The organism is Kribbella sp. NPDC050281, assembly GCF_040655855.1.
Taxonomy (GTDB): Bacteria; Actinomycetota; Actinomycetes; order Propionibacteriales; family Kribbellaceae; genus Kribbella.
Genome location: NZ_JBFAKS010000030.1, coordinates 1 through 21,387, shown reverse-complemented (window position 1 = coordinate 21,387; position 21,387 = coordinate 1). Strand labels below are relative to the sequence as shown.

At 68.5% G+C, this 21,387-nt stretch carries 20 protein-coding genes; 7 read left to right on the top strand and 13 right to left on the bottom strand.

Features of this window, described 5'->3' with window-relative positions:
• Nucleotides 1–3 precede the first annotated feature (3 nt).
• Genes AB0I34_RS28650 through AB0I34_RS28640 form a run of 3 tightly spaced genes read right to left on the bottom strand, consistent with a single transcriptional unit; the run spans nucleotide 4 to nucleotide 3,108 of the window.
• Nucleotides 4–801, bottom strand: coding sequence for a carbohydrate ABC transporter permease (locus AB0I34_RS28650; RefSeq protein WP_360450919.1), 798 nt, complete (start codon nucleotides 799–801; stop codon nucleotides 4–6).
• Nucleotides 791–1,747: a sugar ABC transporter permease gene (locus AB0I34_RS28645; protein ID WP_360450916.1), complete on the bottom strand. Its 957-nt coding sequence runs from the start codon at nucleotides 1,745–1,747 to the stop codon at nucleotides 791–793. Before AB0I34_RS28645 ends, AB0I34_RS28650 begins: the two co-directional genes overlap by 11 nt.
• Nucleotides 1,747–3,108, bottom strand: a complete 1,362-nt coding sequence (locus AB0I34_RS28640; protein ID WP_360450914.1) for a sugar ABC transporter substrate-binding protein — start codon at nucleotides 3,106–3,108, stop codon at nucleotides 1,747–1,749. Before AB0I34_RS28640 ends, AB0I34_RS28645 begins: the two co-directional genes overlap by 1 nt.
• 224 nt (nucleotides 3,109–3,332) lie before the next feature.
• On the opposite strand from AB0I34_RS28640, the gene AB0I34_RS28635 reads away from it, so the two are divergent.
• From AB0I34_RS28635 to AB0I34_RS28625, 3 genes are all read left to right on the top strand, one after another.
• A complete protein-coding gene (locus AB0I34_RS28635) occupies nucleotides 3,333–3,995 on the top strand; it encodes an SIS domain-containing protein (RefSeq protein WP_360450911.1) in 663 nt (220 codons plus the stop codon).
• Nucleotides 3,992–4,951: a ribokinase gene (locus tag AB0I34_RS28630; RefSeq protein WP_360450909.1), complete on the top strand. Its 960-nt coding sequence runs from the start codon at nucleotides 3,992–3,994 to the stop codon at nucleotides 4,949–4,951. Before AB0I34_RS28635 ends, AB0I34_RS28630 begins: the two co-directional genes overlap by 4 nt.
• 69 nt (nucleotides 4,952–5,020) lie before the next feature.
• Entirely contained in the window at nucleotides 5,021–6,028 is a 1,008-nt protein-coding gene (locus AB0I34_RS28625) for a LacI family DNA-binding transcriptional regulator (protein WP_131359232.1), read from the top strand.
• Nucleotides 6,029–6,512: 484 nt separating this feature from the next.
• Here AB0I34_RS28625 and AB0I34_RS28620 read toward each other — a convergent pair whose 3' ends face one another.
• Genes AB0I34_RS28620 through AB0I34_RS28605 form a run of 4 tightly spaced genes read right to left on the bottom strand, consistent with a single transcriptional unit; the run spans nucleotide 6,513 to nucleotide 12,268 of the window.
• A complete protein-coding gene (locus tag AB0I34_RS28620; RefSeq protein ID WP_360450906.1) occupies nucleotides 6,513–9,608 on the bottom strand; it encodes a GH92 family glycosyl hydrolase in 3,096 nt (1,031 codons plus the stop codon).
• A gap of 18 nt (nucleotides 9,609–9,626) precedes the next feature.
• Entirely contained in the window at nucleotides 9,627–10,520 is an 894-nt protein-coding gene (locus AB0I34_RS28615; RefSeq protein WP_360450904.1) for an NAD-dependent dehydratase, read from the bottom strand.
• A complete protein-coding gene (locus tag AB0I34_RS28610; protein WP_360450901.1) occupies nucleotides 10,517–11,353 on the bottom strand; it encodes a phosphotransferase in 837 nt (278 codons plus the stop codon). The genes AB0I34_RS28615 and AB0I34_RS28610 overlap by 4 nt, the downstream gene beginning before the upstream one ends.
• 60 nt (nucleotides 11,354–11,413) lie before the next feature.
• The gene (locus tag AB0I34_RS28605; RefSeq protein ID WP_360450898.1) at nucleotides 11,414–12,268 is read right to left on the bottom strand and encodes a nucleoside hydrolase; all 855 of its coding nucleotides are present in this window, start codon (nucleotides 12,266–12,268) and stop codon (nucleotides 11,414–11,416) included.
• A gap of 72 nt (nucleotides 12,269–12,340) precedes the next feature.
• On the opposite strand from AB0I34_RS28605, the gene dapD reads away from it, so the two are divergent.
• Nucleotides 12,341–13,279, top strand: coding sequence for a 2,3,4,5-tetrahydropyridine-2,6-dicarboxylate N-succinyltransferase (dapD, locus tag AB0I34_RS28600; RefSeq protein WP_360450896.1), 939 nt, complete (start codon nucleotides 12,341–12,343; stop codon nucleotides 13,277–13,279).
• A 112-nt stretch (nucleotides 13,280–13,391) separates the two neighbouring features.
• On the top strand, nucleotides 13,392–14,369 hold the full coding sequence (locus tag AB0I34_RS28595; protein WP_360450894.1) for a hypothetical protein: 978 nt from the start codon (nucleotides 13,392–13,394) through the stop codon (nucleotides 14,367–14,369).
• A 121-nt stretch (nucleotides 14,370–14,490) separates the two neighbouring features.
• On the opposite strand, the gene fdxA is transcribed toward AB0I34_RS28595, so the two are convergent.
• Entirely contained in the window at nucleotides 14,491–14,817 is a 327-nt protein-coding gene (gene fdxA / locus AB0I34_RS28590; protein WP_131359246.1) for a ferredoxin, read from the bottom strand.
• A 139-nt stretch (nucleotides 14,818–14,956) separates the two neighbouring features.
• Between fdxA and AB0I34_RS28585 the strand changes: the two genes are divergently transcribed.
• A complete protein-coding gene (locus tag AB0I34_RS28585; RefSeq protein WP_360450892.1) occupies nucleotides 14,957–15,883 on the top strand; it encodes a GNAT family N-acetyltransferase in 927 nt (308 codons plus the stop codon).
• Here AB0I34_RS28585 and AB0I34_RS28580 read toward each other — a convergent pair.
• Entirely contained in the window at nucleotides 15,865–17,247 is a 1,383-nt protein-coding gene (locus AB0I34_RS28580; protein ID WP_360450890.1) for an MFS transporter, read from the bottom strand. The genes AB0I34_RS28585 and AB0I34_RS28580 overlap by 19 nt on opposite strands.
• Nucleotides 17,248–17,301: 54 nt before the next feature.
• Here AB0I34_RS28580 and AB0I34_RS28575 point away from each other — a divergent pair, with 54 nt between their 5' ends.
• On the top strand, nucleotides 17,302–17,751 hold the full coding sequence (locus AB0I34_RS28575; protein ID WP_360450887.1) for a type II toxin-antitoxin system PemK/MazF family toxin: 450 nt from the start codon (nucleotides 17,302–17,304) through the stop codon (nucleotides 17,749–17,751).
• Between the two features lie 17 nt (nucleotides 17,752–17,768).
• On the opposite strand, the gene AB0I34_RS28570 is transcribed toward AB0I34_RS28575, so the two are convergent.
• The 4 genes from AB0I34_RS28570 to AB0I34_RS28555 all read right to left on the bottom strand — a co-directional run.
• The gene (locus tag AB0I34_RS28570) at nucleotides 17,769–19,532 is read right to left on the bottom strand and encodes a VanW family protein (protein ID WP_360450885.1); all 1,764 of its coding nucleotides are present in this window, start codon (nucleotides 19,530–19,532) and stop codon (nucleotides 17,769–17,771) included.
• 170 nt (nucleotides 19,533–19,702) lie between these two features.
• Nucleotides 19,703–20,221: a flavin reductase family protein gene (locus tag AB0I34_RS28565; RefSeq protein WP_360450882.1), complete on the bottom strand. Its 519-nt coding sequence runs from the start codon at nucleotides 20,219–20,221 to the stop codon at nucleotides 19,703–19,705.
• 76 nt (nucleotides 20,222–20,297) lie between these two features.
• The gene (gene mshB, locus AB0I34_RS28560; RefSeq protein WP_360450880.1) at nucleotides 20,298–21,209 is read right to left on the bottom strand and encodes an N-acetyl-1-D-myo-inositol-2-amino-2-deoxy-alpha-D-glucopyranoside deacetylase; all 912 of its coding nucleotides are present in this window, start codon (nucleotides 21,207–21,209) and stop codon (nucleotides 20,298–20,300) included.
• Nucleotides 21,206–21,387 (bottom strand): hypothetical protein (locus AB0I34_RS28555; protein ID WP_360450877.1); only part of this gene is annotated, 182 nt, incomplete at its 5' end. The genes mshB and AB0I34_RS28555, both read right to left, overlap by 4 nt.

The window sequence follows — 21,387 nt, the reverse complement described above, 5'->3', positions numbered from 1 at the left end:
CCTTTACTTGAGGCCGGTCGTCTTCATCGCGTCGACCAGACGTTTCTGGCCCGCGACGAACACCACGACCGTCGGGATGGCCGCGATCACCGCGGCCGCGAGAATGAGGTTCCAGGCCGAGGCGTACTGCCCCTGCATCCCGGACACACCGAGCTGGATCACCCGCAGGTCCGGGTTCCTGGTGATGGTCAGCGGCCACAGGAACGCGTTCCAGTTGGCCAGGAAGAACAGCACCGCCAGCGACGCGAGCACCGGCCGGCTGAGCGGCAGGATGACGCTCCAGTACCGCCGCCAGTACCCGCAGCCGTCCAGGTCGGCCGCCTCCTCCAGCTCCCGTGGGATGTTCAGGTAGTACTGCCGGAGCAGGAAGATGCCGAAGGCATGGAAAATGCTGGGCACGATCAGGCCGGCATAGCTGTCCAGCAGCCCGAGTTGCTTGGCCACCAGGAACAGCGGCACCAGGATCACCGGCAGCGACACCAGCAGCGTCGACATGATGCCGGAGAAGATGATCCCGCGTCCCGGGAACCGCAGCCGGGCCAGCGCGTACGCCGCCATCGAGTGGAAGAACAACGCGACCACGGTGACGACGACCGACACGATCGCGCTGTTCAGCATGAACCGCGGCATCGGGATCTTCAGCAGGACGTACTGCAGATTGTCCAGCGTCCAGGTGGTCGGCCAGCCGAAGTTGAAGACGTCCTCGGCCGGCTTGAGCGCGCTGATCGCGATCCACAGCAACGGCAGTACGGCGATGATCGCCAGTACGTGCGCCAGGATGGGCAGGAATCTAATCCTCATCGAAGCGGCCTCCTCGGGTGAAGCCGAACATCAGGCCGGTGCAGATCACCAGGATCGCGACGACCACGGTGGTCAGCGCAGCGGCGTACCCCATGTTGTTGAAGGTGAACGCCTGCTCGTAGATGTAGAGCACGACCGTGCTGGTGGCGCGGGCCGGTCCGCCCTTGGTGAGAACGAAGACCAGGTCGAACGCCTGCAGACCGGTGACCGCGCCGATCGTCGAGTTGACCACGACGAAGAAGCTGGTCGGGCGGAGCAGCGGCCAGATCACGTAGCGGAATCGTTGCCACGAGCTCGCGCCGTCGATCTGCGCGGCGTCCTCGAGCTCCTTAGGCACGTCTTTCAGCCCGGCCAGGAAGACCAGCATCTGATACCCCATCAGGAACCAGACACTGATCACCACATAGGTGCCGAGCGCGAGGGACGGCGTACCGAGGAAGGACACGTCGCCGAGGCCGAACGGCGCGAGGAGCTTGGACAGCGCACCGCGCTTGTCGACCAGCAGGAACTGCCAGATCAGGCCGACCACGACCAGGCTGACCACGTTCGGCAGGAAGAACGCCGAGCGGACCCAGCCGATGCCCTTGAAGTGGTTGCGGACCAGCATGGCCAGCGCGAAGCTCACGACGAACGCGATCGGTACGAAGGTGACGACGTAGATCGCGGTGACCTTCAGCGACGCCCAGAGCTGGTCGTCGCCGGCCATCAACTTGTAGTTGGCCAGACCGACGTACTGGTAGTTGCCGAAGCCATCGACCTTGAAGAACGCGACGCCGAAGGCGAGCACCATCGGTAGTGCGACGAAGATCAGCAGGCCGATGGTGTCCGGAGCGAGGAAGGCGTACGCCGCCAGTGCCTCGCGCCGTTTCCGCGTCATTCCGGCCTTGGCTCTGGGTGCCTGGGCCTTCTTCCGTGCGGTGGTGGGAGGGGCTGTCGTGGTCACCATCAGCTGATCGGCGCGCCCTGATAGGTCTTCAGGAAGGTGTCGATCTTGGCCGCCGCGTCAGCCGCCGCCTTGGCGGGGTCGGACGCGTTCAGCTGGCAGGCCTGGATCGCGTCCGCGATCGGCTGGTACACCTCCGGTGGGAACCGCGGCTCCGGCTTGCCGGTCGGCGCGATCTCGCTGACGAACTTCTTCAGCGCGCCGTCGGCGAACGCACCCTTGGCGTCCGCGGCCTGCTGGACCGACTTGCGCGGCGGCAGGTTGGTCTTCACGACGGTGTTCCACTGCCGTTGGCGTTCGATGCCGGCGGCATCGGTCGAGCCGAGCGCCCAGGTGATGAACTTCGCCGCGGCCTCCGGGTTCGCGCCCTTGGAGTTGGCCACGAACGCCCAGCCGCCGAGGTCGGTGGCCGGCTTGCCGCCGTCCGGGGTCGGGTGCGGAATGATGCCGTACTTGAAGGTCTTGGCCTTCGCCCGCAGGTCGGCGACCGCCCAGATGCCGCTCTGCTGCATCGCGGCCGCACCGGAACCGAGGTTCGACACGACGTCGCCACCACCGTCGCCGAGCGCTTTCCGCGGGGCCACCTTGTGCTGGATGGAGTCCTGCCAGAACTTCAGTGCCTGGACGGCGGCCGGCGAGTCGAACGCGACCTTGCCGTCCTTGATCGGCGTACCGTCGCCCTGCCAGAGGAACGGGTACCAGGTGAAGTTCTGGTAGTAGCCGGGCAGGGTCTCGAACATCACGCCGTACCGGTCCTTGCCGGTCAGCTTCTCCGCGATCGCGATGGTCTGGTCCCAGGTCTTCGGCAGGTCCGCCTCGGACAGGCCGGCCTTCTCGAACGCGGTCTCGCTGTAGTACATCGCCAGCGGCTCGATCTCCATCGGCAGGCCGTAGACCTTGCCGTCGACGCTGCGCGCCTCGAGCAGGCCGGGCAGGTAGTCGGCCTTCGACTCGTCGGACAACGCCGAGCCGAGGTCCTGCAGTACGCCGCCGTTGTAGTAGCGCAGGAAGTCGCCGGGGCTGATCAGGAAGATGTCCGGGCCCTGCCCCGACTGGAACGCGGTCTGCAGGGTGGTCCCGTTCAGGTAGTCCTTGCCGGGGATGTAGCGCAGCTTGACCTTGACGTCGTTGTTCTTGTTCCACTCCGCGACGGTGTCGACGAACCACTTGCTCTGTGGGCCTTGGTCGTCGGACGGGCCGTAGAAGTTCCAGAACGACATCTCCTTGGCGTTGCCGCCGGAGTCGTCGCCACCACAGGCGGACAGCAGCGGTACGCCGGCCGCCGACGCGGCGACGGCGCCGAGTCCGCCGCGCAGGATCGAGCGGCGGCTGAGCTGCCTGGCAGAGAAGGGTGTTGCGGCCATCAGGTGCTCCAGGGGTGTGCTCTCGAACGACCGAGTATTGGCAATCGATTTCTCGCAATCTACGAGTGACGACCTGGCCGGTCAAGGCCCGAACCGGTGACGATGTGATCAACCCGGCCGATTTCCTCGTACACGTGAGGGTTTCGACCTGGATGCAGACGTTGACACTGCCGGATCGGGCTGCCTACTCTTCGGAAATCGATTTCTGACTGAGAGGCGCTGGGATGCCAGTTGTGCCGAACCGTGCGTCCGCCCACCGCACGGCCGACGAGCTGTCCAGGGACCTGGTGGCACGGGGGTTGGAGGCGGCGCGGAACGCGATCGAGACCGAGGCCGCGGCGGTGTCCGCGTTGGCGGACCGGCTGGACGGGGTCTTCCTCGACGTACTGACCGCCGTCGCCGGCTGCGAAGGTCACCTGGTGGTGACCGGCCTGGGCAAGTCCGGGCTGGTCGGCCGCAAGATCGCCGCCACACTCGCCAGCACTGGCACGCCGGCCACCTTCATCCACTCCGGCGACGCGCTCCACGGCGACTCCGGTGCGGTGACGACCCGCGATCTGGTCCTCGCCCTGTCCGCCTCCGGTGAGACCGCCGAGGTGTGTGCGTTCGCCCGGATGCTGCGCGACCGGGAGATCCCGGTGATCGCGATGACCGGCAACGAGGAGTCGACGCTGGCCCGGCTGTCGACGTACACGCTGGACACGATGGTGCTGAAGGAGGCGGATCCGCTGAACCTCGCCCCGACCGCGTCGACCACAGCTTCGCTCGCGATGGGTGATGCGCTTGCCTGTGCCCTCGTCGTACTGCGGGAGTTCAGTCACCACGACTTCGCCCGGTTTCATCCATCAGGTGCCCTCGGCAAGCGTCTGCTGGGGGACGAGGCATGAGTTCGTACGACGTCTGCGTGCTCGGCTCGTTCATGAAGGACCTGGTCGCCTCGGCCGAACGGCGACCGTTACCAGGGGAAACCTTGCACGGGACCGGCTTCGCGGAGTTCCTGGGCGGCAAGGGCGTGAACCAGGCCGTCGCCGCCGCGCGGATGGGCGCCCGGACGGCGATCGTCGGCACCATCGGCGAGGACCGGTACGGCGAGGAGTTCCTCGAACTTCTGGAGTCCGACGGCGTCGACACCGCGTGGGTGGTCCGGCATCCGTCACTCGGTACCGGCGTCGGTCTGCCGCTCGTACTGCCGGACGGTGGCAACTCGATCATCATCGTGTCCCGTGCCAACGCCGCGATCACCGCGGACGACGTCGAGGCGGCGGCCGGCGTACTTACCGGCAGTAAGGTCCTCAGCGTCCAACTCGAACTCCCGGTCGAGGCGAGCCACGCTGCCCTCCGGCTCGCCTCGACCGCGGACGTCACCACGATCCTCACCCCGGCCCCCGTCGGCCCGGTCGATCCGACGCTGGCGTCGTACGTCGACGTCCTGGTACCGAACGAGGTGGAGGCGGCCGCGCTGACCGGACTGAACTGCGACGACGAGTCGCAGGTCCCCGCGATCGCGCGGAAGCTGGCCGAGGAGTGGGATCTGCGCGGGTGTGTCGTGACGCTGGGGTCGCGCGGGGCCTACGTCCTGGATCGGGCGCGGGATTTCGAGGAACGAGTCGAGGCGCACCGGGTCGCGACCGTCGACACGGTCGGTGCTGGGGACGCCTTTTGCGGTTCGCTGGCCGCGTCTCTGGCCGGCGGTGCCGAGCTGATCGACGCCGTACGGCTGGCCAACGCTGCCGGTGCCCTCTCGACCACCGTGAACGGCGCCGCAGACTCCGCTCCGGACCGCGCGGCCGCGGTGGCTCTCCTCGACCGTGCGACATCTGGCGTCAGGCCGCCGCCCACATGAGATCCTTTCTGCTGGATCGGGGTTAGAGTGCGATCCAGACGACCATCGGATCTCCAGCGGGGAGCGGGCATGACGACGATCTACGACGTCGCGCGTAGATCAGGCGTGTCTCCGGCCACCGTCTCGCGAGTGCTGAGCGGCCGTCGCAACGTGGATCCGCAGTTGTCCGAGAAGGTCCGGGCCGCGGTGGCCGAGCTCGGGTACCGCCCGAACGGCGTCGCCCGCAACCTGCGCAAGTCCAGTACGAACCTGTGGGCCGTGGTCATCTCCGACATCGAGAACCCGTTCTTCACGTCCCTCGTCCGTGGTCTGGAAGACGTCGCGCAGACCGAGGGATACCACGTCGTACTGTGCAACTCCGACGAGGACCCGGCTAAGGAGGCGGCGTACGCCTCGGCGGTGCTGACCGACCAGATGGCCGGTGTCGTGATCTCCCCGACGTCGACGGCCGAGGGTGTGCAGCAACTCGCGGAAGCGAAGATCCCGCTGGTGCTGATCGACCGCCGCGTAGACGGCGTCGAGGCGGACACCGTGCTGGTGGACAACGAGCACGGTGCGCACGAGGGCGTCAAACACTTGATCGACGGTGGGTATCAACGGATCGCGTGTATCACCGGTCCGCGGAAGGTCAGCACGGCAATGGACCGGCTGGCCGGGTATCGGTCGGCGTTGCGGGCCGGTGGGATCCGCTACAACAAGGACCTCGTCCGGCACGCGGATTTCCGCGAGGCCGGTGGGTATGCGGCGATGGAGAGCCTGCTCGAGCTGGCCGAGCCGCCTGAGGCACTGTTCGTCACCAACAACCTGATGACGGTCGGTGCGCTGGAATGCCTGGCAAAGAAGGGCCTCCGCGCTCCGGCCGACATCGCGGTGGTCGGCTTCGACGACATCCCGTGGGCGGACCTCGTCGTACCCAGCCTGACCACGGTCGCCCAGCCGACGTACGAGCTAGGCCGAACCGCGGGCCTCCTGCTGAAGGACCGCACCGCCTCCCCCGGCCGCCCACCCTCCACCGTCACCCTCCGCACCGAACTCCACATCCGAGCCACCTCAGCCCCCCGAACCAAAAAACGCTGACAAGAACACCCGCTCGGACACCGCACAAACGACCCCGCTCCGCGGCGACTGTCCTGTCGTCCGCCCCCGGCGGCATGCGCGACTGCGACACGAGTCAGCGTGCGGACGCGGACTACTGAGCGGAGGCAGGATCGATCAGGTGTGGACCAACTGCTGCTGGCGTACCGAAGGACAGGAGGTAGTCGCCTGCAGCCGGCTCGCGCAGCCGGCTCGCGCAGGCGGCACGAGGCGGCGCCGAGGCGCCAGACCGGGACTACCTCCTGTCCTTCGGTACCGGTAGACCCGGGCCAAGGCCGGGCGTGGACCGGGCGATAGCCCGCCCCGCCGATCGTGTGCCTCCGGTCAACTACTGCTGGCGCCGGTCGGCGCGCGTCGGCGGAGGCAGCCAATAGTCGGTCGCCGCGAAGCGGTGTCCTATACGTGTGGTGCGCGGGTGCCGCCGGGCGGCTGAATGGTCAGCCGCCCGGCGGTGGCCGGTCTGGGGTTACTGGAGGAGTTCGAGTTGGGTGAGGGTTGGCTTGTTGGTGGCGGCGGTGATGGTTAGGCGGTAGTGCTGGTAGGGGCCTGGGGTGGGGATCTTGAAGGGGCGGGTTTGGCGGGGCCAGGGGAAGGACTGGTTGGTTCGGGTGTCCAGGCCGGTCCAGGTGGTGTTGTCGGTGGAGGCTTCCAGGTGCCAGGCGGTGGGGGTGCCGCCGGTGCCGGAGGTGAGGGTGTAGAAGGACGCCGTGGCCGGGGAGGGGAGGGACCAGTGGATGGTGGGGGTTGGAGTGTCGAAGGTGACCTCGGTGGTGGAGGTGTTGTCGAAGAGGGGGTTGCCGGCGTCGTGCGGGATCAGGTCGACGAGCGGGGTGGGGATGGCGTCGTCCTGGGTGATGGAGGGTGGCGTGGCCAGGGTCGCCCAGTCGGAGGGGGTGGGGCCGAGGACGAAGTCGATCTGGGTGGCCGAGCCGAGGTCGGCGGCCGTGATTGATGCTGTGGGCAATTGTTTGCCGTCGACCAGGAGCTCTTGGACGTAAGGGTGTTGCACACCGGATGCCGTGATGACGATGGGCTTGCCGCCGAGAGGTGTGACGACGGTGCGGGAGAAGAGCGGGGCGCCGATCGCGTACTCCGGGGCGCCGACGCGGAGCGGATAGATGCCTAGGGCAGCGAACAGGTACCACGCGGACATCTCGCCGTTGTCCTCGTCGCCGGGGTAGCCCTGGCCGATCTGTTCGCCGACGTACAGGCGGTCGAGGACCTCGCGGACGATGGCCTGCGTCTTGTGCGGTGCGCCGGCGTAGTTGTACATCCAGGCGATGTGGTGGGCCGGCTGGTTGCTGAAGCCGAACTGGCCCATCCGGACCGCCTGGGCTTCGAGCATCTCGTGGATGACGATCGAGTAGGTGCCCTTCTTCACCGCGAGTTCGGGCGTGGCGAAGAACTCGTCGAGCTTCGCCTCCAGGCCGCGCGGGCCGCCGTACAGGTTGGCGAGGCCGCGTGGGTCGTGGGCGACGTGGAAGGCGAAGTTCCACCCGTCGGTCTCGGTGAAGTCGCCGCCCCACTCGCACGGGTCGAACTCTTCGGGCGTCTTCGCGAACGTACCGTCCGGCCGCCGCCCCTGGAAGAAGTTGACGGCGTCGTCGAAGAGCAGAACGTAGTTCAGCGATCGCCGGCGCAGGTACTCCGCTTCCTCCGCGAGCTGAGCGCGGCGAGCGGCAGGAACTGCGGGATCGTCGGCGAGACGGGCGGCCATCTCGGCGAGGCCGAAGTCGTTCAGGTACGCCTCGAGCGACCAGGACACGCTCTCCTCGGTGTCGGTGCTCACGTACCCGGTGAAGAACCCGGTGTCCACGCCCTTCCGCCCGACCTCGGTCGCCTCCGGCCCGACCGTGGCGTTGCGGAGGCCGGCGTCGTACGTCGCCAACGGATCCGGCAGCTCGACGCCCTTCAGATAGGCATCCGCGAACGAGACGTCGGAGCTGGTCCCGGTCATGCAGTCCGCGTAGCCCGGCGACGACCAGCGCGCGATCCAGCCGCCGTCGCGGTACTGCTGCACGAACCCGTCGACGAACTCCGCCGCCAACGACGGATAGAGGAACGCGTACGCCGGCCACGCGGTCCGGTAGGTGTCCCAGAACCCACTGTTCACGTAGATCTTCCCGGACTTCACCACCGCACGACCGGCCTCGGGCGCGGTGACCGGGCTGGCGTAGCGGTAGTCCGGTTCGTCTACGCTGCCGGCGTTCTCGAACTGGCTGTTCGGGTAGAGGTTGAGTCGGTAGAGGTTGCCGTAGACCGTGCGCAGCTGCGGCTCGGTCGCGTCGTCCGGCCGGATCACCGCGAGCCGCTCGTTCCAGGCCTGGTTCGCGGCCTGCTGGATGTCCTCGAAGGATCGGCCCTCGAGCTCGAGGGACAGGTTGTGGCGCGCCTGGTCGACGCCGATGAACGACGTAGCGATCCGCAGCGTGACCTCCTGCACCCCTGAGAACGTCACCGCACGAGCATTGTCCCGGCCACCGACAGCCGGCCCGAAACCCATAGGCGCTGACGAGAAGACCCCGTAGCAGTACATCCGGGTCCGGCCGAACTCCGACCCGTTCTCGACCCAGCCGGTCAGCGCGGTCCCGTCGAAGCTGAAGGCGCCGTTCTCGTCAATGGTGTCGACCACCAGATGCCGGCCGGCCGCGTCGCCCGGGAAGCCGAACCGGAAGATCGCCCCGTGATCGGTCGGCGCCAGCTCGGCCAGTACGCCGTTCGCAAGACGGACCGAGTACAGGTCCGGGCGAGCGATCTCGTCGTCGTGGCTGAAGGCGGCGGCGCGTTCGGCCGGATCGCCGAGCGGCTCGGCCGCGGCCACAGGCATGATCGTCAGCTGGTCCCGGTCACCCATCCACGGGCTGGGCTGGTGCGAGAACGACAGGCCCTGCAGCTCCGGCCGGTTGTCGGCGTTGTTCGCGCGGTGGTACTCGTACGGCCAGCGGTGGGTCGAGGCGTCGGTCACCGGCGTCAGGAAGTTGAAGCCGTTCGGCCAGGCGGTGATCGGCAGCGTGTTGCCGCGGGAGAAGTCGTGGCTGGCGTTGGTGCCGCGCCGGGTGTCGACGTACGCGACCAGGTCCGTGCCGTCCAGCCGGGCCGGCGCCGGCCCGATCTCGACATCGTCGACCCAGCCCTCGAAAGGCCCCGAAGGAGCGTCTACCACGAGCAGCACCCGGTCGACGGTCTTCCCGGCCGCAGGCGAGAGGTCGACCTGTACGTCGTTCCATTGGTTCGCGTAGAGGATCTTGGCCGCGCCCTGACCGGCCGCATCGAGCGGCATCCCGTACTGGTCCGTGGCGCCGAGCCCAGACAGCCGAGTGCCGTCGGTGAAGACCAGATCCACCGCCGCGTACGTCGCCGAGTAGCTGAGCAGCTCGTCGAGCTCGGGATAGATCTTGTAGCGCAGCCGGTCTCCGACCTGCAGTAGACCACCCACCGTCTGGAGCGCCGCCTCCTGACGGCCTCCCGTCGTACCGGAGTAGCGGGTCGCGTCGACACTGCTGAAGCCGGCGCCGCTCGGGCTGGTCGGGCCGACCGGCCCTCCACCTGTCTCGATGATCACGGGAGGCAATGCTACGGATCAGTGCGGCGGCGGAGGCGGGACGTTCCCATCCTGGACCCACGTCACGTAGTCGCGCGCGATCTCCTCGTCCGCCCGCAACCGCAGTCCAGCCGCCAGCGCCCGGCTGTTGTCGAGCCGGAACGTCCCGTCGTTGCTCCCGTCGTGGGGCAGGTGGAAGCGGTCCACCGCCGGCGTCCAGTCCACCGGAGCAGCATCGGGTACGACGGAACGCCAGGCGTCGGCCAACTCCGCCATCGTCCGGGTTGGCCCGACCGCGTTGAACGGACCACTCACGCGCTCGGTGGTGAGCCGGAGCAGGAAGTCGGCCAGATCGCGGGCGTCGACGTACTGGACCGGCTGCGAGGGTCGGGCGGCGCACTCCATCCGGGTGCCGTGGGCGAGCGCGGAGCCCCAGTTGCCGAAGTCCGGGTTGTACGGACCGACCACGAAACCAGACCGAACTGCCGCGGTCCGCGCGCCGAAGGTGGCCGACAGCAACGACTCGCAGCGCACCTTCGATGGGCCGTAGCTGTCCATCGTGAACTCGTTCTCGGGCGCACCGTCCGGCCAATCCAGCAGCGGAGCAAACTCGTCCATCCCCGGCGTCACCTTGCTGGCGTAGACAGCGATCGACGACATGTAGGTGTAGTGGCCGACGCGATCCTGGAGCAGCTCCGCACTCAGACGGACCTGTGGAACGAGGAAGCCGGACATGTCGATGACGCCGTCCCACTCCCCCGTCGCCAGCACGTCCGGCGCGGCCCGCTCACCGACCAAGCGTCGTACCTCAGGAAACAGCTCAGGGTTGGTCACGCCACGGTTGAACAGCGTCACGTCGTGACCGTCACGCAGAGCGGCCTCGACGACATGACGGCCGAGGTTCTTCGTACCGCCGAGGACGAGCAGCCTCACGACAGCTGGTCCATCAGATCCTCGAGCTCGGCCAGGAGCGGTGCGATCCAGGTGTCTGAATCCGGGATCGTGCGCCGGCCCTCGGTGACGACGAAGTCCAGTGCGAGAAGGCAGAAGCAGGCGCCGCCGGCGAGGAGCTGGCGGTCGACCAGGAACGGATCGGCGCCGGCCGTCTCGACGTAGTGGGCGACGATCGGTCCGCGGTCGTGGCCGAGTGCGGTCGCGTCGCGGACCAGGGTGTACAGGTCGCTGAGGTACGGCGCGACGTACGTCAGCGGCCAGTCGACCGCAGTCCACCGGGTGCCGTCGGAGACAAGGTTCTTCGGCACGAAATCACCGTGGACGACGGCCAACGGCGCGTCCCGGTGCAGTACAGCGAGAGCCTCGGTCAACGGCCCGACGTCGAACGAGATCCGGTCGATGCGGTCGGCCAATTCCTTGACCCGCTCCGGCGGGAACCCACTCGGCCCAGAGACAGCCCGGGAGCGAATCTCGGCCACCAACTCGGCCGCAGCCAGGAATCCTTCCGCCGACGGCTCCTGCTCCAGCGTCACCCGGCCCACGTCCGCGAGTACGAGCATGCCGTCCTCGGCGTGGATCAGCTCAGGCGCCGGCAGCCCCAACGGGATGACGAACCGCTCGTACGCCGTTCCCTCACCGGACTGACTGTCCGTACCCCGCTTCACGATCACGCTGCGCAGGCCGTACGACAACCGCCAGACTTCCGACGATCCCCACTGCCGCAGCAACTCCCCGTGCAACGCTCCGACCGACGGAGCCTCCGTCGCCCGCAGTACCGGTCCGTCAACATGCGAGAGCCACGCCGGAAGCATCACGCCAGTAGATCACGGCCGCTCGATCAGCCGCCGCCGAATTTCCAGCCGAGGCCGGGCTCAGGTCGGGCTGCCCGCACAAGCGACGAGGATCCGGTCCACGATGCGCCGGGCGACCGCCTCGGCGTCGAGATCGGCGACGATCCGGTGCGGCCCGTCGCCGGGCGTGAAGGGGGTGATCCCGGCCTCGTCGACCCCGATCCGGCCGGTGGCGAAGGTGAACAGGTCCGGATCGGTCAGCATCAGCACCGCGGCCGGGTCGTGCGGGACGTTGGAGTCGGACGCGGAGAAACTCCAGAACTGCCGCATCTCCGCACCAAGCAGCTGCCCGAGCGGTCCGGCTGCTTCGAACTCGGCGACGACAGCACCACCCAGCCGCAGCCGCGACGTCTGGTCGATCCCGATGACCGTCGCCGGCACTCCGCTGGCGAACACGACCGCGGCCGCGTCGACGTCGCACTTGATGTTGTGCTCGGCATCGGCCGACAAGAAGTTGCCGCCCATCACGCACAACTGCGCGATCTGGTGCCCGGGCCGCTCGACGGCCTCCGCCACATTGGTCAACGGCCCGACCGCGACGACGGTCGGCGAGGCGGCGAGCACCGCGATCGGGTCGGTGCCGGTGGCGACGGTCTCACGGGCCAGGTCCGGAAGGAGCGCGCCTTCGTGACCGGCCCACCAGACCGGCCGTCCGGAGCGGGTTTCGGTACGGCCAGGCACGATCGGGTCGATGGTGCGACCCGCGACCGTGGCCACCCGTGCGGCCATCCGGGCCCGCACCAGAGTGTCGCCGTACACGGTGGTGACGGCGGTGAGATCGAGTTCGGGTGAGCCGAGGATCGTCGCCAGAGCGAGGACGTCGTCGACGTCGGAGCCGAGATCGGTGTCGAAGGTCAGCGAGGATGCCGTCTGCATCCGTCCATGTGACCACAGCCACCGGTGCACCGGCCTCCACTGCGGCGTGGGCCGTCTGGCAGGCTTGTGGGCATGACCGAGAACGCCACGCACGCCTGGGGCTTCGGCCTCGCCACCGTTTCCGCCGACGGGACCGTCCTGGACGTCTGGTACCCGGCGCCCGAGCTCGGCTCACGCCCGGACGACGCCAAGGCGCCGGCCGAGCTGATCGCTGCCGAGGGCAACGACGAGATCCGGCAGGTACGGCGTGAGGTCGTGTCGGCCGGAATCACCCTGGAGCAGGCGCCTGCGGGCACCGCGGACGCGTACCTGCGGCTGCACCTGCTGTCGCACCGGCTGGTCCGCCCGCACGGCCTCAACCTGGACGGCATCTTCGCCGCGCTGCCGAACAACGCGTGGACGTCGCTCGGCCCGGTCCCGGTCGAGAACATCGAGCAGGTGCGGCTGCGGGCGCGCGCGGCCGGCCAGCACTTGAGTGTGGCGAGCGTCGACAAGTTCCCGCGGATGACGGACTACGTCGTACCGAGCGGCGTTCGGATCGGCGACGCCGACCGGGTCCGGCTCGGTGCGCACCTGGCCTCCGGCACCACAGTGATGCACGAGGGCTTCGTGAACTTCAACGCCGGAACGCTCGGTACGTCGATGGTCGAGGGCCGCATCGTGGCCGGTGTGGTGGTCGACGACGGCAGCGACATCGGCGCCGGCTCGTCGATCATGGGCACACTGTCCGGTGGCGGTACCCAGGTGGTGTCGATCGGCAAGCGCTGCCTGCTCGGTGCGAACGGCGGCACCGGCATCTCGCTCGGCGACGACTGTGTGGTCGAGGCGGGGCTCTACGTGACCGCCGGCACCAAGGTGACCCTCCCCGACGGCAGCTTGGTGAAGGCGCGCGACCTGTCCGGGCAGCCCGGGCTGCTGTACCTCCGCAACTCGGTCACCGGTGCCGTCGAGGCGCGGCCGCGCCAGGGTGAGGGCATCACGCTCAACGAAGCCCTGCACGCCAACGCGTGACAGGTGAGCACCAACGCGTGCGGAACGCCAACCAACCGCACGCGCCGCACGTCAACCACATCGTGACCGACACCCCGGAACCCGACCACCGCCCCCACACGTTGGGAGCGGTATGCCGATGAAGCGTCGTGCCCTGGTGGCCGTGGGCGCTGTCGGTGTGCTTGCGCTGGCCATTGGGTTGACGGTCAAGTGGGTCGGGGACAAGGGGATCGGGCCGTTGCTGCCGCCCAAAGAGCAGTGCACCGCCACGGTCAACGGGACCACCGTCGAGCTGGACCTGGAGCAGGCTGAGTCGGCCGCGATCATCGCGGGTGTCGCCGTACGCCGGGGACTGCCGGCCCGCGCGGCGACGATCGCGCTGGCGACGGCGTACCAGGAGTCCGGCCTGCGGAATCTGGCGCATGGGGATCGGGACTCGCTGGGGTTGTTCCAGCAGCGGCCGTCACAGGGCTGGGGTACGGCGAAGCAGGTGCGGGACCCGCACTACGCGGCCGGGAAGTTCTACGACGCGCTGGTCAAGGTGAAGAACTACCAGACGCTCGCGGTGACGGTGGCGGCCGACCGGGTCCAGCGCAGCGCGTTCCCGAACGCCTATGCGGATCACGAAGCGGACGCCCGGGTGCTCGCCTCGGCGCTGACCGGGCAGTCGAAGAGCGTGTTCGCCTGCACGGTGAACACCGACTCGGTGAAGCAGGAGGTGGTCGGCCGCAACGGGCTGACGCCGCGGGCGGACGCCGTACGCACGGATCTGCTCGAGACGTTCGGGACACTGTCGACCGGTGGGTATGCGCCGGGTGGGGTGCAGTCCGGGCACATGGTGGGGTCGGCGCACTACGAGGGCCGGGCGGTGGATGTGTTCGTGCGGCCGATCTCGAAGACGAACACGACCAAGGGCTGGGCGATGGCGCAGTACCTGGTGGCGCGGGCGGACCTGCTGAAGATCAAGACGGTCATCTTCAGCGACAAGATCTGGACGGCAGGCGGCCGGTCGGACAGTGGGTGGCGCGACTACACCCCGCCCGAACGCTCCGGCGACCCAGCCATCCTCCGCCACCTGGACCACGTCCACGTCGACGTCCAGGAGCAGTAGTCAAGCGTGTGGCGAGCACCCGCTGGAGCGCTCGCCACAATAGGTAGCTGGATGGTTACTCGTCGTGCTCCTGCGGGGGCAGGGCCTCGACTCCTGCACTCCCGCTTTTGCTTTTCCGCCCTTACTCGTCGTGCTCCTGCGGGGGCAGGGCCTCGATGAAGGGGTGATCTTTGTCGATCTTGCCCATCTTGGAGGCGCCGCCAGGGGAACCGAGATCGTTGAAGAAGTCGACGTTCGCGGTGTAGTAGTCCTTCCACTGCTCCGGAGTGTCGTCCTCGTAGTAGATCGCCTCCACCGGGCAAACCGGCTCGCACGCTCCGCAGTCGACACATTCGTCGGGGTGGATGTACAGCATCCGGTTGCCCTCGTAGATGCAGTCGACGGGGCATTCCTCGACGCAGGCGAGGTCCTTCAGGTCAACACACGGCTGCGCGATGACGTAGGTCACTGCTACTCCTCCTATGGCAGGCAAGCGCAGCGCTGATCTGGGGTGCTGCGATGCGGTGATGCTGTGCTCGATGCAAGGTTTGGTGCAAGGTCTCTAGTATCACGGTAGTCCTTCGCCCACTCTGCCAGGAGTCCGCATCGTGTCAGGCCTCAATGTCCGTGATATCGGCCACCGTGTCGTGGTCCGGCACCGGATTCCGGGCGGACTGACCGACGTGATCGGCGTTCTGCAGTCCTGGGACCCCTCCGGCCTGGTCGTCCGGCACGCGGACAGCAGTCTGCACCAGGTCGGCAGCGCCGACGTGGCGGCGGCCAAACGGATCCCGGAGATGCCGCTGCGGCCGGTGGACGTCGAACAGCTCTTCCTGACCACTGCTCTGGGCCGGCCCGCGGCCGAGACGGCGTACGTCGGCCAGTGGTTGCTGCGGGCATCTTCTGGCTGGACCGGCCGGGGCAACTCGCTGCTCCCGGCCGGGAATCCCGGCATGCCGGTCGCCGACGCCCTCAAGCACGCTGAAGCTTTCTACGACGAGCGCGGCCTGCCCCCGCTGGCGCTGGTCCGCGTCGGCAGCCCGGAAGCGGCCGAATTCCTTACCCAGGAGTGGATCGACGCCCGCCCCGATCAATCCGACACCTTCGTCCTGCACACCACCCTGGACCACGTGAACGCCTCCCCGCAGTACGACGTACTGATCGCGGAACACCCCAGCAACGCGTGGTACGCCGCAGCGTTCGACGGACCGGTGCCCGAAGCTGCCCCGGCCGTGATGGAGGGTGCGCCGAAGGCTGTGTTCGCCTCGATCACCCTGGACGGCCGCACGGTGGCCGTCGGGCGGGGGTCCATGACGGGGCACTGGCTGGGTGTCGATGCCGTCCGGGTGGACCCGTCGTACCGCCGCCGTGGCCTGGGTACGGCGCTCGTCCAGGGCCTGGCCAGGTGGTCCGGGCCGCTGGGCGGCCGCCGGACCTATCTGGAGGTCGTGGAGGAGAACACGGCCGCCATGGTCACCTACCGCAGGCTCGGCTACGCGGAGGCGTACCGCTACCGCTATCTGACCAAGCGCTGAGCCGCAGCCGCCCCGACCAGCGTCACCACGATGAACCCGGCCAGTACGACGCTCAGCGCACTACTGGGGTTCGAGGCGAGCGCTGCGTAGCTAGAACCGGCCAGAGCGACCCCGAGAGCGCCGGACAGCTGTGCGTTGGTGGCGACCACGCCGGACAGGTCAGCGGCGTACTGCGGGGAAATGCTCGAGGTGACTGCGCCGATCAGGGTGTTGGCGCTGATGCCGAGCCCGAGGCCGCCGACGCCGAGCAGGGCGAACAGGAGCGGCCCGGTGCGGCCGCCGAGCAGCAGATAGGCCAGGACAGACACGTATCCGGCCGCGAGGACCAGACAGCCGATGACGGGCATCCACCGCACCCCCCTGCGCAGCCGCGGGATGATCGGCCCGGCCAGCCCGAACGCCGCGACCCAGACGACCATGGCGAACCCCGAGTACGCCGGCCCCTTGTTCAGACCGTCCTGGAGGTAGAGGGCGAGGACGAAGAGCAGAGCGAAGTACGTGCCTGTCGTGCAGGCATGGGCGAGCAGGCCGGCCCGGACGGACGGGTTGCGGAGCACTTGCCTCGCGATCAGGGGACGACCACCGCGTGCGGCGGCCCGGCGTTCGCCGTACTCGAAGAAGGCCAGGGCGGGCAGGCTCAGCAGGAGGCACAGCCAGGACCACGCCGGCCAGCCGCGCTCAGAACCGAGCAGGAGCGGGACGATCACGAGCAGGACAGTGGCGGACAGGGTGAGTACGCCGACCAGGTCGACGGGATCGCGATCGGTCGCCCGGTCAGCCGGGAGCAGGCGGCGGCCGGTGACCAGGAGAGCCAGGCCGATGGGAATGTTGACGAGGAAGATCGGGCGCCAACCGGTGCCGAACAGGTCGGCCGCGATGAGTACGCCGCCGAGGATCTGTCCGAGGACAGCCCCACCGGACAAGGCGATCGAGAAGTAGCCCAGCGCCTTCAGCCGGTCCCGGCCGTGGAAGTGCAACTGGATGCCGCTGAGGACCTGCGGGACCATCAGCGCGGCGCCGGCGCCCTGGACGAAGCGGGCGACGACGAGGGAGACGATCTCGGGCGCGAGACCGCAGGCCAGCGAGGCAGCCGTGAACACCAGCAGACCGAGCAGGAACGTCCGCCGGTAGCCGAGGGACGAGCCGAGCCGGGCGCCGGTGATGAGCAGCACCGCGAACGCGACGACGTACCCGGTCACGACCAGCCCGACCGCGCCCTCCGAGGCCTGCAGATCGGCGCCGATCGACGGGCCGGCGATGTTCGCGACCGCGGTGTCGATGTTCGCCATGAACTGCCCGGTGAGCAGGACCGCCAGGATCGCGGCCCGATTGACCGTCTTCGTGTCTTGAATGGTGTTTTCCACGCCGTTGGAACGGTGTGAGGCCGGTGTGATGTGAGGGGGTTACCCTCGGGTGCCATGGCGGATCACAGGGCGGATCACGTGGCGGAGCGGCCGGAGTACGCGGGCGACTTCGAGGGAACGGTGCACGTCGAGTACACGCCGCACCCGGACGACGGGGTGGCGGACCCGGGCGAGATCGTCTGGACCTGGGTGCCGTTCGAGGAGGACCACCATCGCGGCAAGGACCGGCCGGTGCTGGTGGTCGGCTCGGACGGGCCGTGGCTGCTGGCGCTGATCCTGACCAGCAAGGACCACGACCGGGACGCCGCCGACGAGGCGCGCTGGGGCCGGATCTGGATGGACATCGGCAGCGGCGCGTGGGACAAGGAAGGCCGCAACAGCGAGGTCCGTCTGGACCGTGTCCTGCGCATCGACCCCGGTCAGGTCCGCCGCGAAGGCGCAGTCATCGGCGAGCACCTGTTCAACCAGGTAGCCGCCGAACTCCACAGGATCCACCGGGGTTGACCGCAGCCCCGCCCGGATCAGTTCGGCGGGCGGGTGGGCTTGTTCACGCCTGGTGGTGTACTCGTGCCGGGAGGCGGCGGCGTGGTGCCGGGCTTGGGCCCACAGCGGATGTCGTCGGCCGCGTTGTACTTCGTGACGAACGACTCGGCCTTCTGCCGTACGCCGTTCTTCGCGAAGTACCGGTAGACCGTGATGTCGAACCCGGGGGTCGGCGCCTGCGGCCGGCACTTGGGATCGGGGTTGTAGACCACCTTCGGTGCGCGCGGGTTCCGCTTGCCCGACTGGCCCGCGGTGATGTCCCAGACCTTGGTGCCCCAGATCTTCACCGTGATGCTGCCCGCACTGCCCGGCGTCGACGCCTTGAAGATCGTCTGCACCAGCACCCCGTGCCCGGAGTCGTTGAGGAACTTCATGTCGACCGCCGGCCAGGCCACGGTCGCTTCGCGGCCGATCGGGTAGCGGCTGATGTAGACGCTGTGCGCCTTGTGCTCGACATCCTTCAGCCCGGCGAAGAACGCCGCGTTGAAGGTGGTCGTGGCCGACTGCGAGACACCACCGCCGAGGTCGAGCACGAACTTGCCGCCGCTGATGATGTTGCCCTCGGTGAAGCCGTTCTCCTTGGTCCGCTCGCCGACGATCTTGTTCAGGCTGAACGTGTCGCCCGGCTTCACCAGCGTGCCGTTGATCTTGGCCGCCGCGGTGCCGATGTTCACGTTCCGGTACGGCGCGTGCGGGAAGCTGGTGGTGAACTCCCCCATCACTTCCGTGATCCCGAGCGCGGCAGCAGCCTCGGTGGTCATCTTCGCCTTGGTGTGGGTCAGCCCGACCGCGGCCCGCCGCTCCCCGGGTGGCTTCGGCAGCACCGCGAGGATCGCGGGTCCGACCTTGGCCCGGTCGACCACCATGCCGTCGACGGCCGGGACGACCTTCGGAGTGGTCCCGACGATCTGGACCGTGGCGTCCTTGGGCAGCGTCTCCAGCGTCTTGAACCGCTGCTGGAACAGCGGCTCGAGCCTCTTCGTGTTCAGCGCCGGGGTGGCGTTACCGTCCTTCACGGTCACCGTCAGCGCGGGTCCGAACTCCTTCGGCTGAAGCTCGGCCGACTTGTCGCCGACAGTCAGCCGGACCGGGCCGGACATGGCCGGTTCGGCGAAGTCCTTCAGGGCCTTGTCCATCGCGTCCGTGCCGGCCTGCGGCTTGGTCACGTTGACCGGAAGGTCGGCGGGGGTATCACCGGCCGGGTAGGCGGCGACGAGCGCGTCCGCTGCCTTCGCGTTGTCCAACTGGAGACCCTCGGCGGGCGCGTGCTGGACCGGTGTGGCTTCCTTGAAGGTGATGCTGCCTTCGGTGGCCGGACGGTTCACCTGGGTGGCGAGCTTGTCGACGGCCGTTTTCAGCTTCGCGTCGTCCGCGGTGACCACCGGGTCGACCGCGTCACCGCCGGTCAGGGCATGCCAGATGCGGCCCGGGGCCAGGCTGCGGCCCGCACCCGCGGCGTCGACGGTGGCGTCCAGGTTCAGGCTGAGGCCGGCATCGGCCGGCTTCACCTCGAACCTGGACTGGCCGGCCTTGAGGGGCATCGGCTGGGCCAGGCGGTCCTTCAGCCCGGCCTCGAGCTTGGCCTTGGCATCGGCCTCGGACATCCCGCCGACCCGGATGCCGAGCACCGTGGTGTCACCGGGAATCTTGTCGCCCGCGAACGCGAACGCCGCGCCGTAGCCCACGACGAGCACGCCAAGCCCAGCAGCGGCGATGATCCCCGCTAGCTGCTTCTTCCCCACCGGACAGAGTCCTCCACTCAAACCGTGTACAGGCCGCGTCCGCTCGGGACACGAGGGCACATCTTACGGGACGAATCAGGCCTCTTCTGCCGCAGGGCGCGCCCGCCCTGGCCCGGGGTGCCCCGACATGCCCCGGCTTGCCCGTAGTCGCGCGACCTGCGCGGTAACGCTCAGGCTCCGGGCAGTTTCCGGTAGTGACTCGCGTGGTAGATCAGCGCGCTCGGATCGGCCGGCTCGCCGAGACCGAGGCTCAGCACCTCACCGACCACGATGGTGTGGTCGCCGCCGTCGTACGTCGCCCAGGTCCGGCACTCGAGCCAGGACAGAGCCCCCTCTAGCAGCGCGCAGCCGGTCTTCGGGCCGGCCGACGTCGTGATCCCGTCGAACTGGCTGTACAGATCCCGGCCGGAGCGGGCGAACCGGTCCGCGATCGGCTGCTGATCGCCGGCAAGCACCGAGGCGGCCCAGTAGCCACAGTCGAGTACGGCGGCGTGCATCCGGACACCCTTGTCGACACAGACCAGCACCAGTGGCGGGTCGAGCGAGAGGGACGTGAACGCGTTCGCCGTCATCGCGTGCGCGACGCCGTCCTGGAGCGTGCTCATGATCGTGATGCCGGAGGCGAACCGGCCGAGCGCAGCACGGAAGCCGGCGGGCGCGACACTCCCACTGGGATCCGACGAGGACACCATTGCAGACTATGCCCGCCGGAAGGTTGATGCCTCAACCGAGCGTGTGGGAACGGTCACGCCCGCGCGGCCCGTCCTACAGCCCCGCGAACAGGTCGTGCTCGAGGCCGTCCGGTCCGGGCGCCGCGGTGCCCTTGACCAACCGATACGACTCCGAGGCCCAGACCTGACTGCCGTTGTTGTTGGACAGTGCGAAGAACGGCCCGTCGACGGTGATCTGGGTGGCGTGCGCCTTCATCGCGTTCATCTTGCGATCCAGGAACTCGTCGCCGTCGATCACGCAGTTGATCAGCCGGTCCGGCGTGATCGGCGGACCCATCGGACCGTCCGGATCCATGCCCTCGAACGTCGTCGTGTCACCGGCCTCGCGCAGCCGGCGCAGGCTCTCGCGCATCCGCGACTCCGCCATCGCGATCCAGTAGATCTTCGCGATGTCCCACGCCTCGCCGAGGTCCTCCCGGTACGACGGGGCGGCCGCCAGGGCAGCGGCGTACGTCGCGACGCGATGCGCCTTGATGTGGTCGGGGTGACCGTAGTTCCCGTACTCGTCGTAGGTCACCAGGACCTGCGGGCGGACCTCGCGGATGACCGGGACCAGGTCGTCGGCCGCGGCGAGCAGGTCGGCCTGCCAGAAGCTGTCCTTGCGGGTCTCCAGCGGGACGGCGGCGTTGCCTTCGTCGTTGTAGATCATCCCGGTGTCGCGGTACTTCCCGGCGCTGCCGAGCCAGCGGTGGTCGGTGACGCCGAGCTCGGCCATCGCGGCGGCGAGCTCGCCGATCCGGTGCTCACCGAGCTGATCGGTCTGGTCGGCGGCCAGGTGCTCGAGGTCCGGGACGAGCACCTCACCCTCTTCACCGAGCGTGCAGGTGATCAGCGTGACGGCGGCTCCCTCGGCCACATAACGCGCCATCGTCACGCCGTTGTTGATGGTCTCGTCGTCCGGGTGGGCGTGCACCAGCAGCAGCCGGCGGTCAGGTAGCTCACTCATGCCGAAAGCCTACGTCGGCCCGCCGACAGCTTTCGTGGCTCACCGGCCGGGCCGTCGCGGCCCGGCGACGACCTTGGTCGCGGGAGCACCTCGAACGCGTCCTTGCTGGCCGCCTGATCGTTCTCGTCGTCAGACACCAGCCCACGGCAGAAGTCACTCGAGATCACCTCAGTAGCCT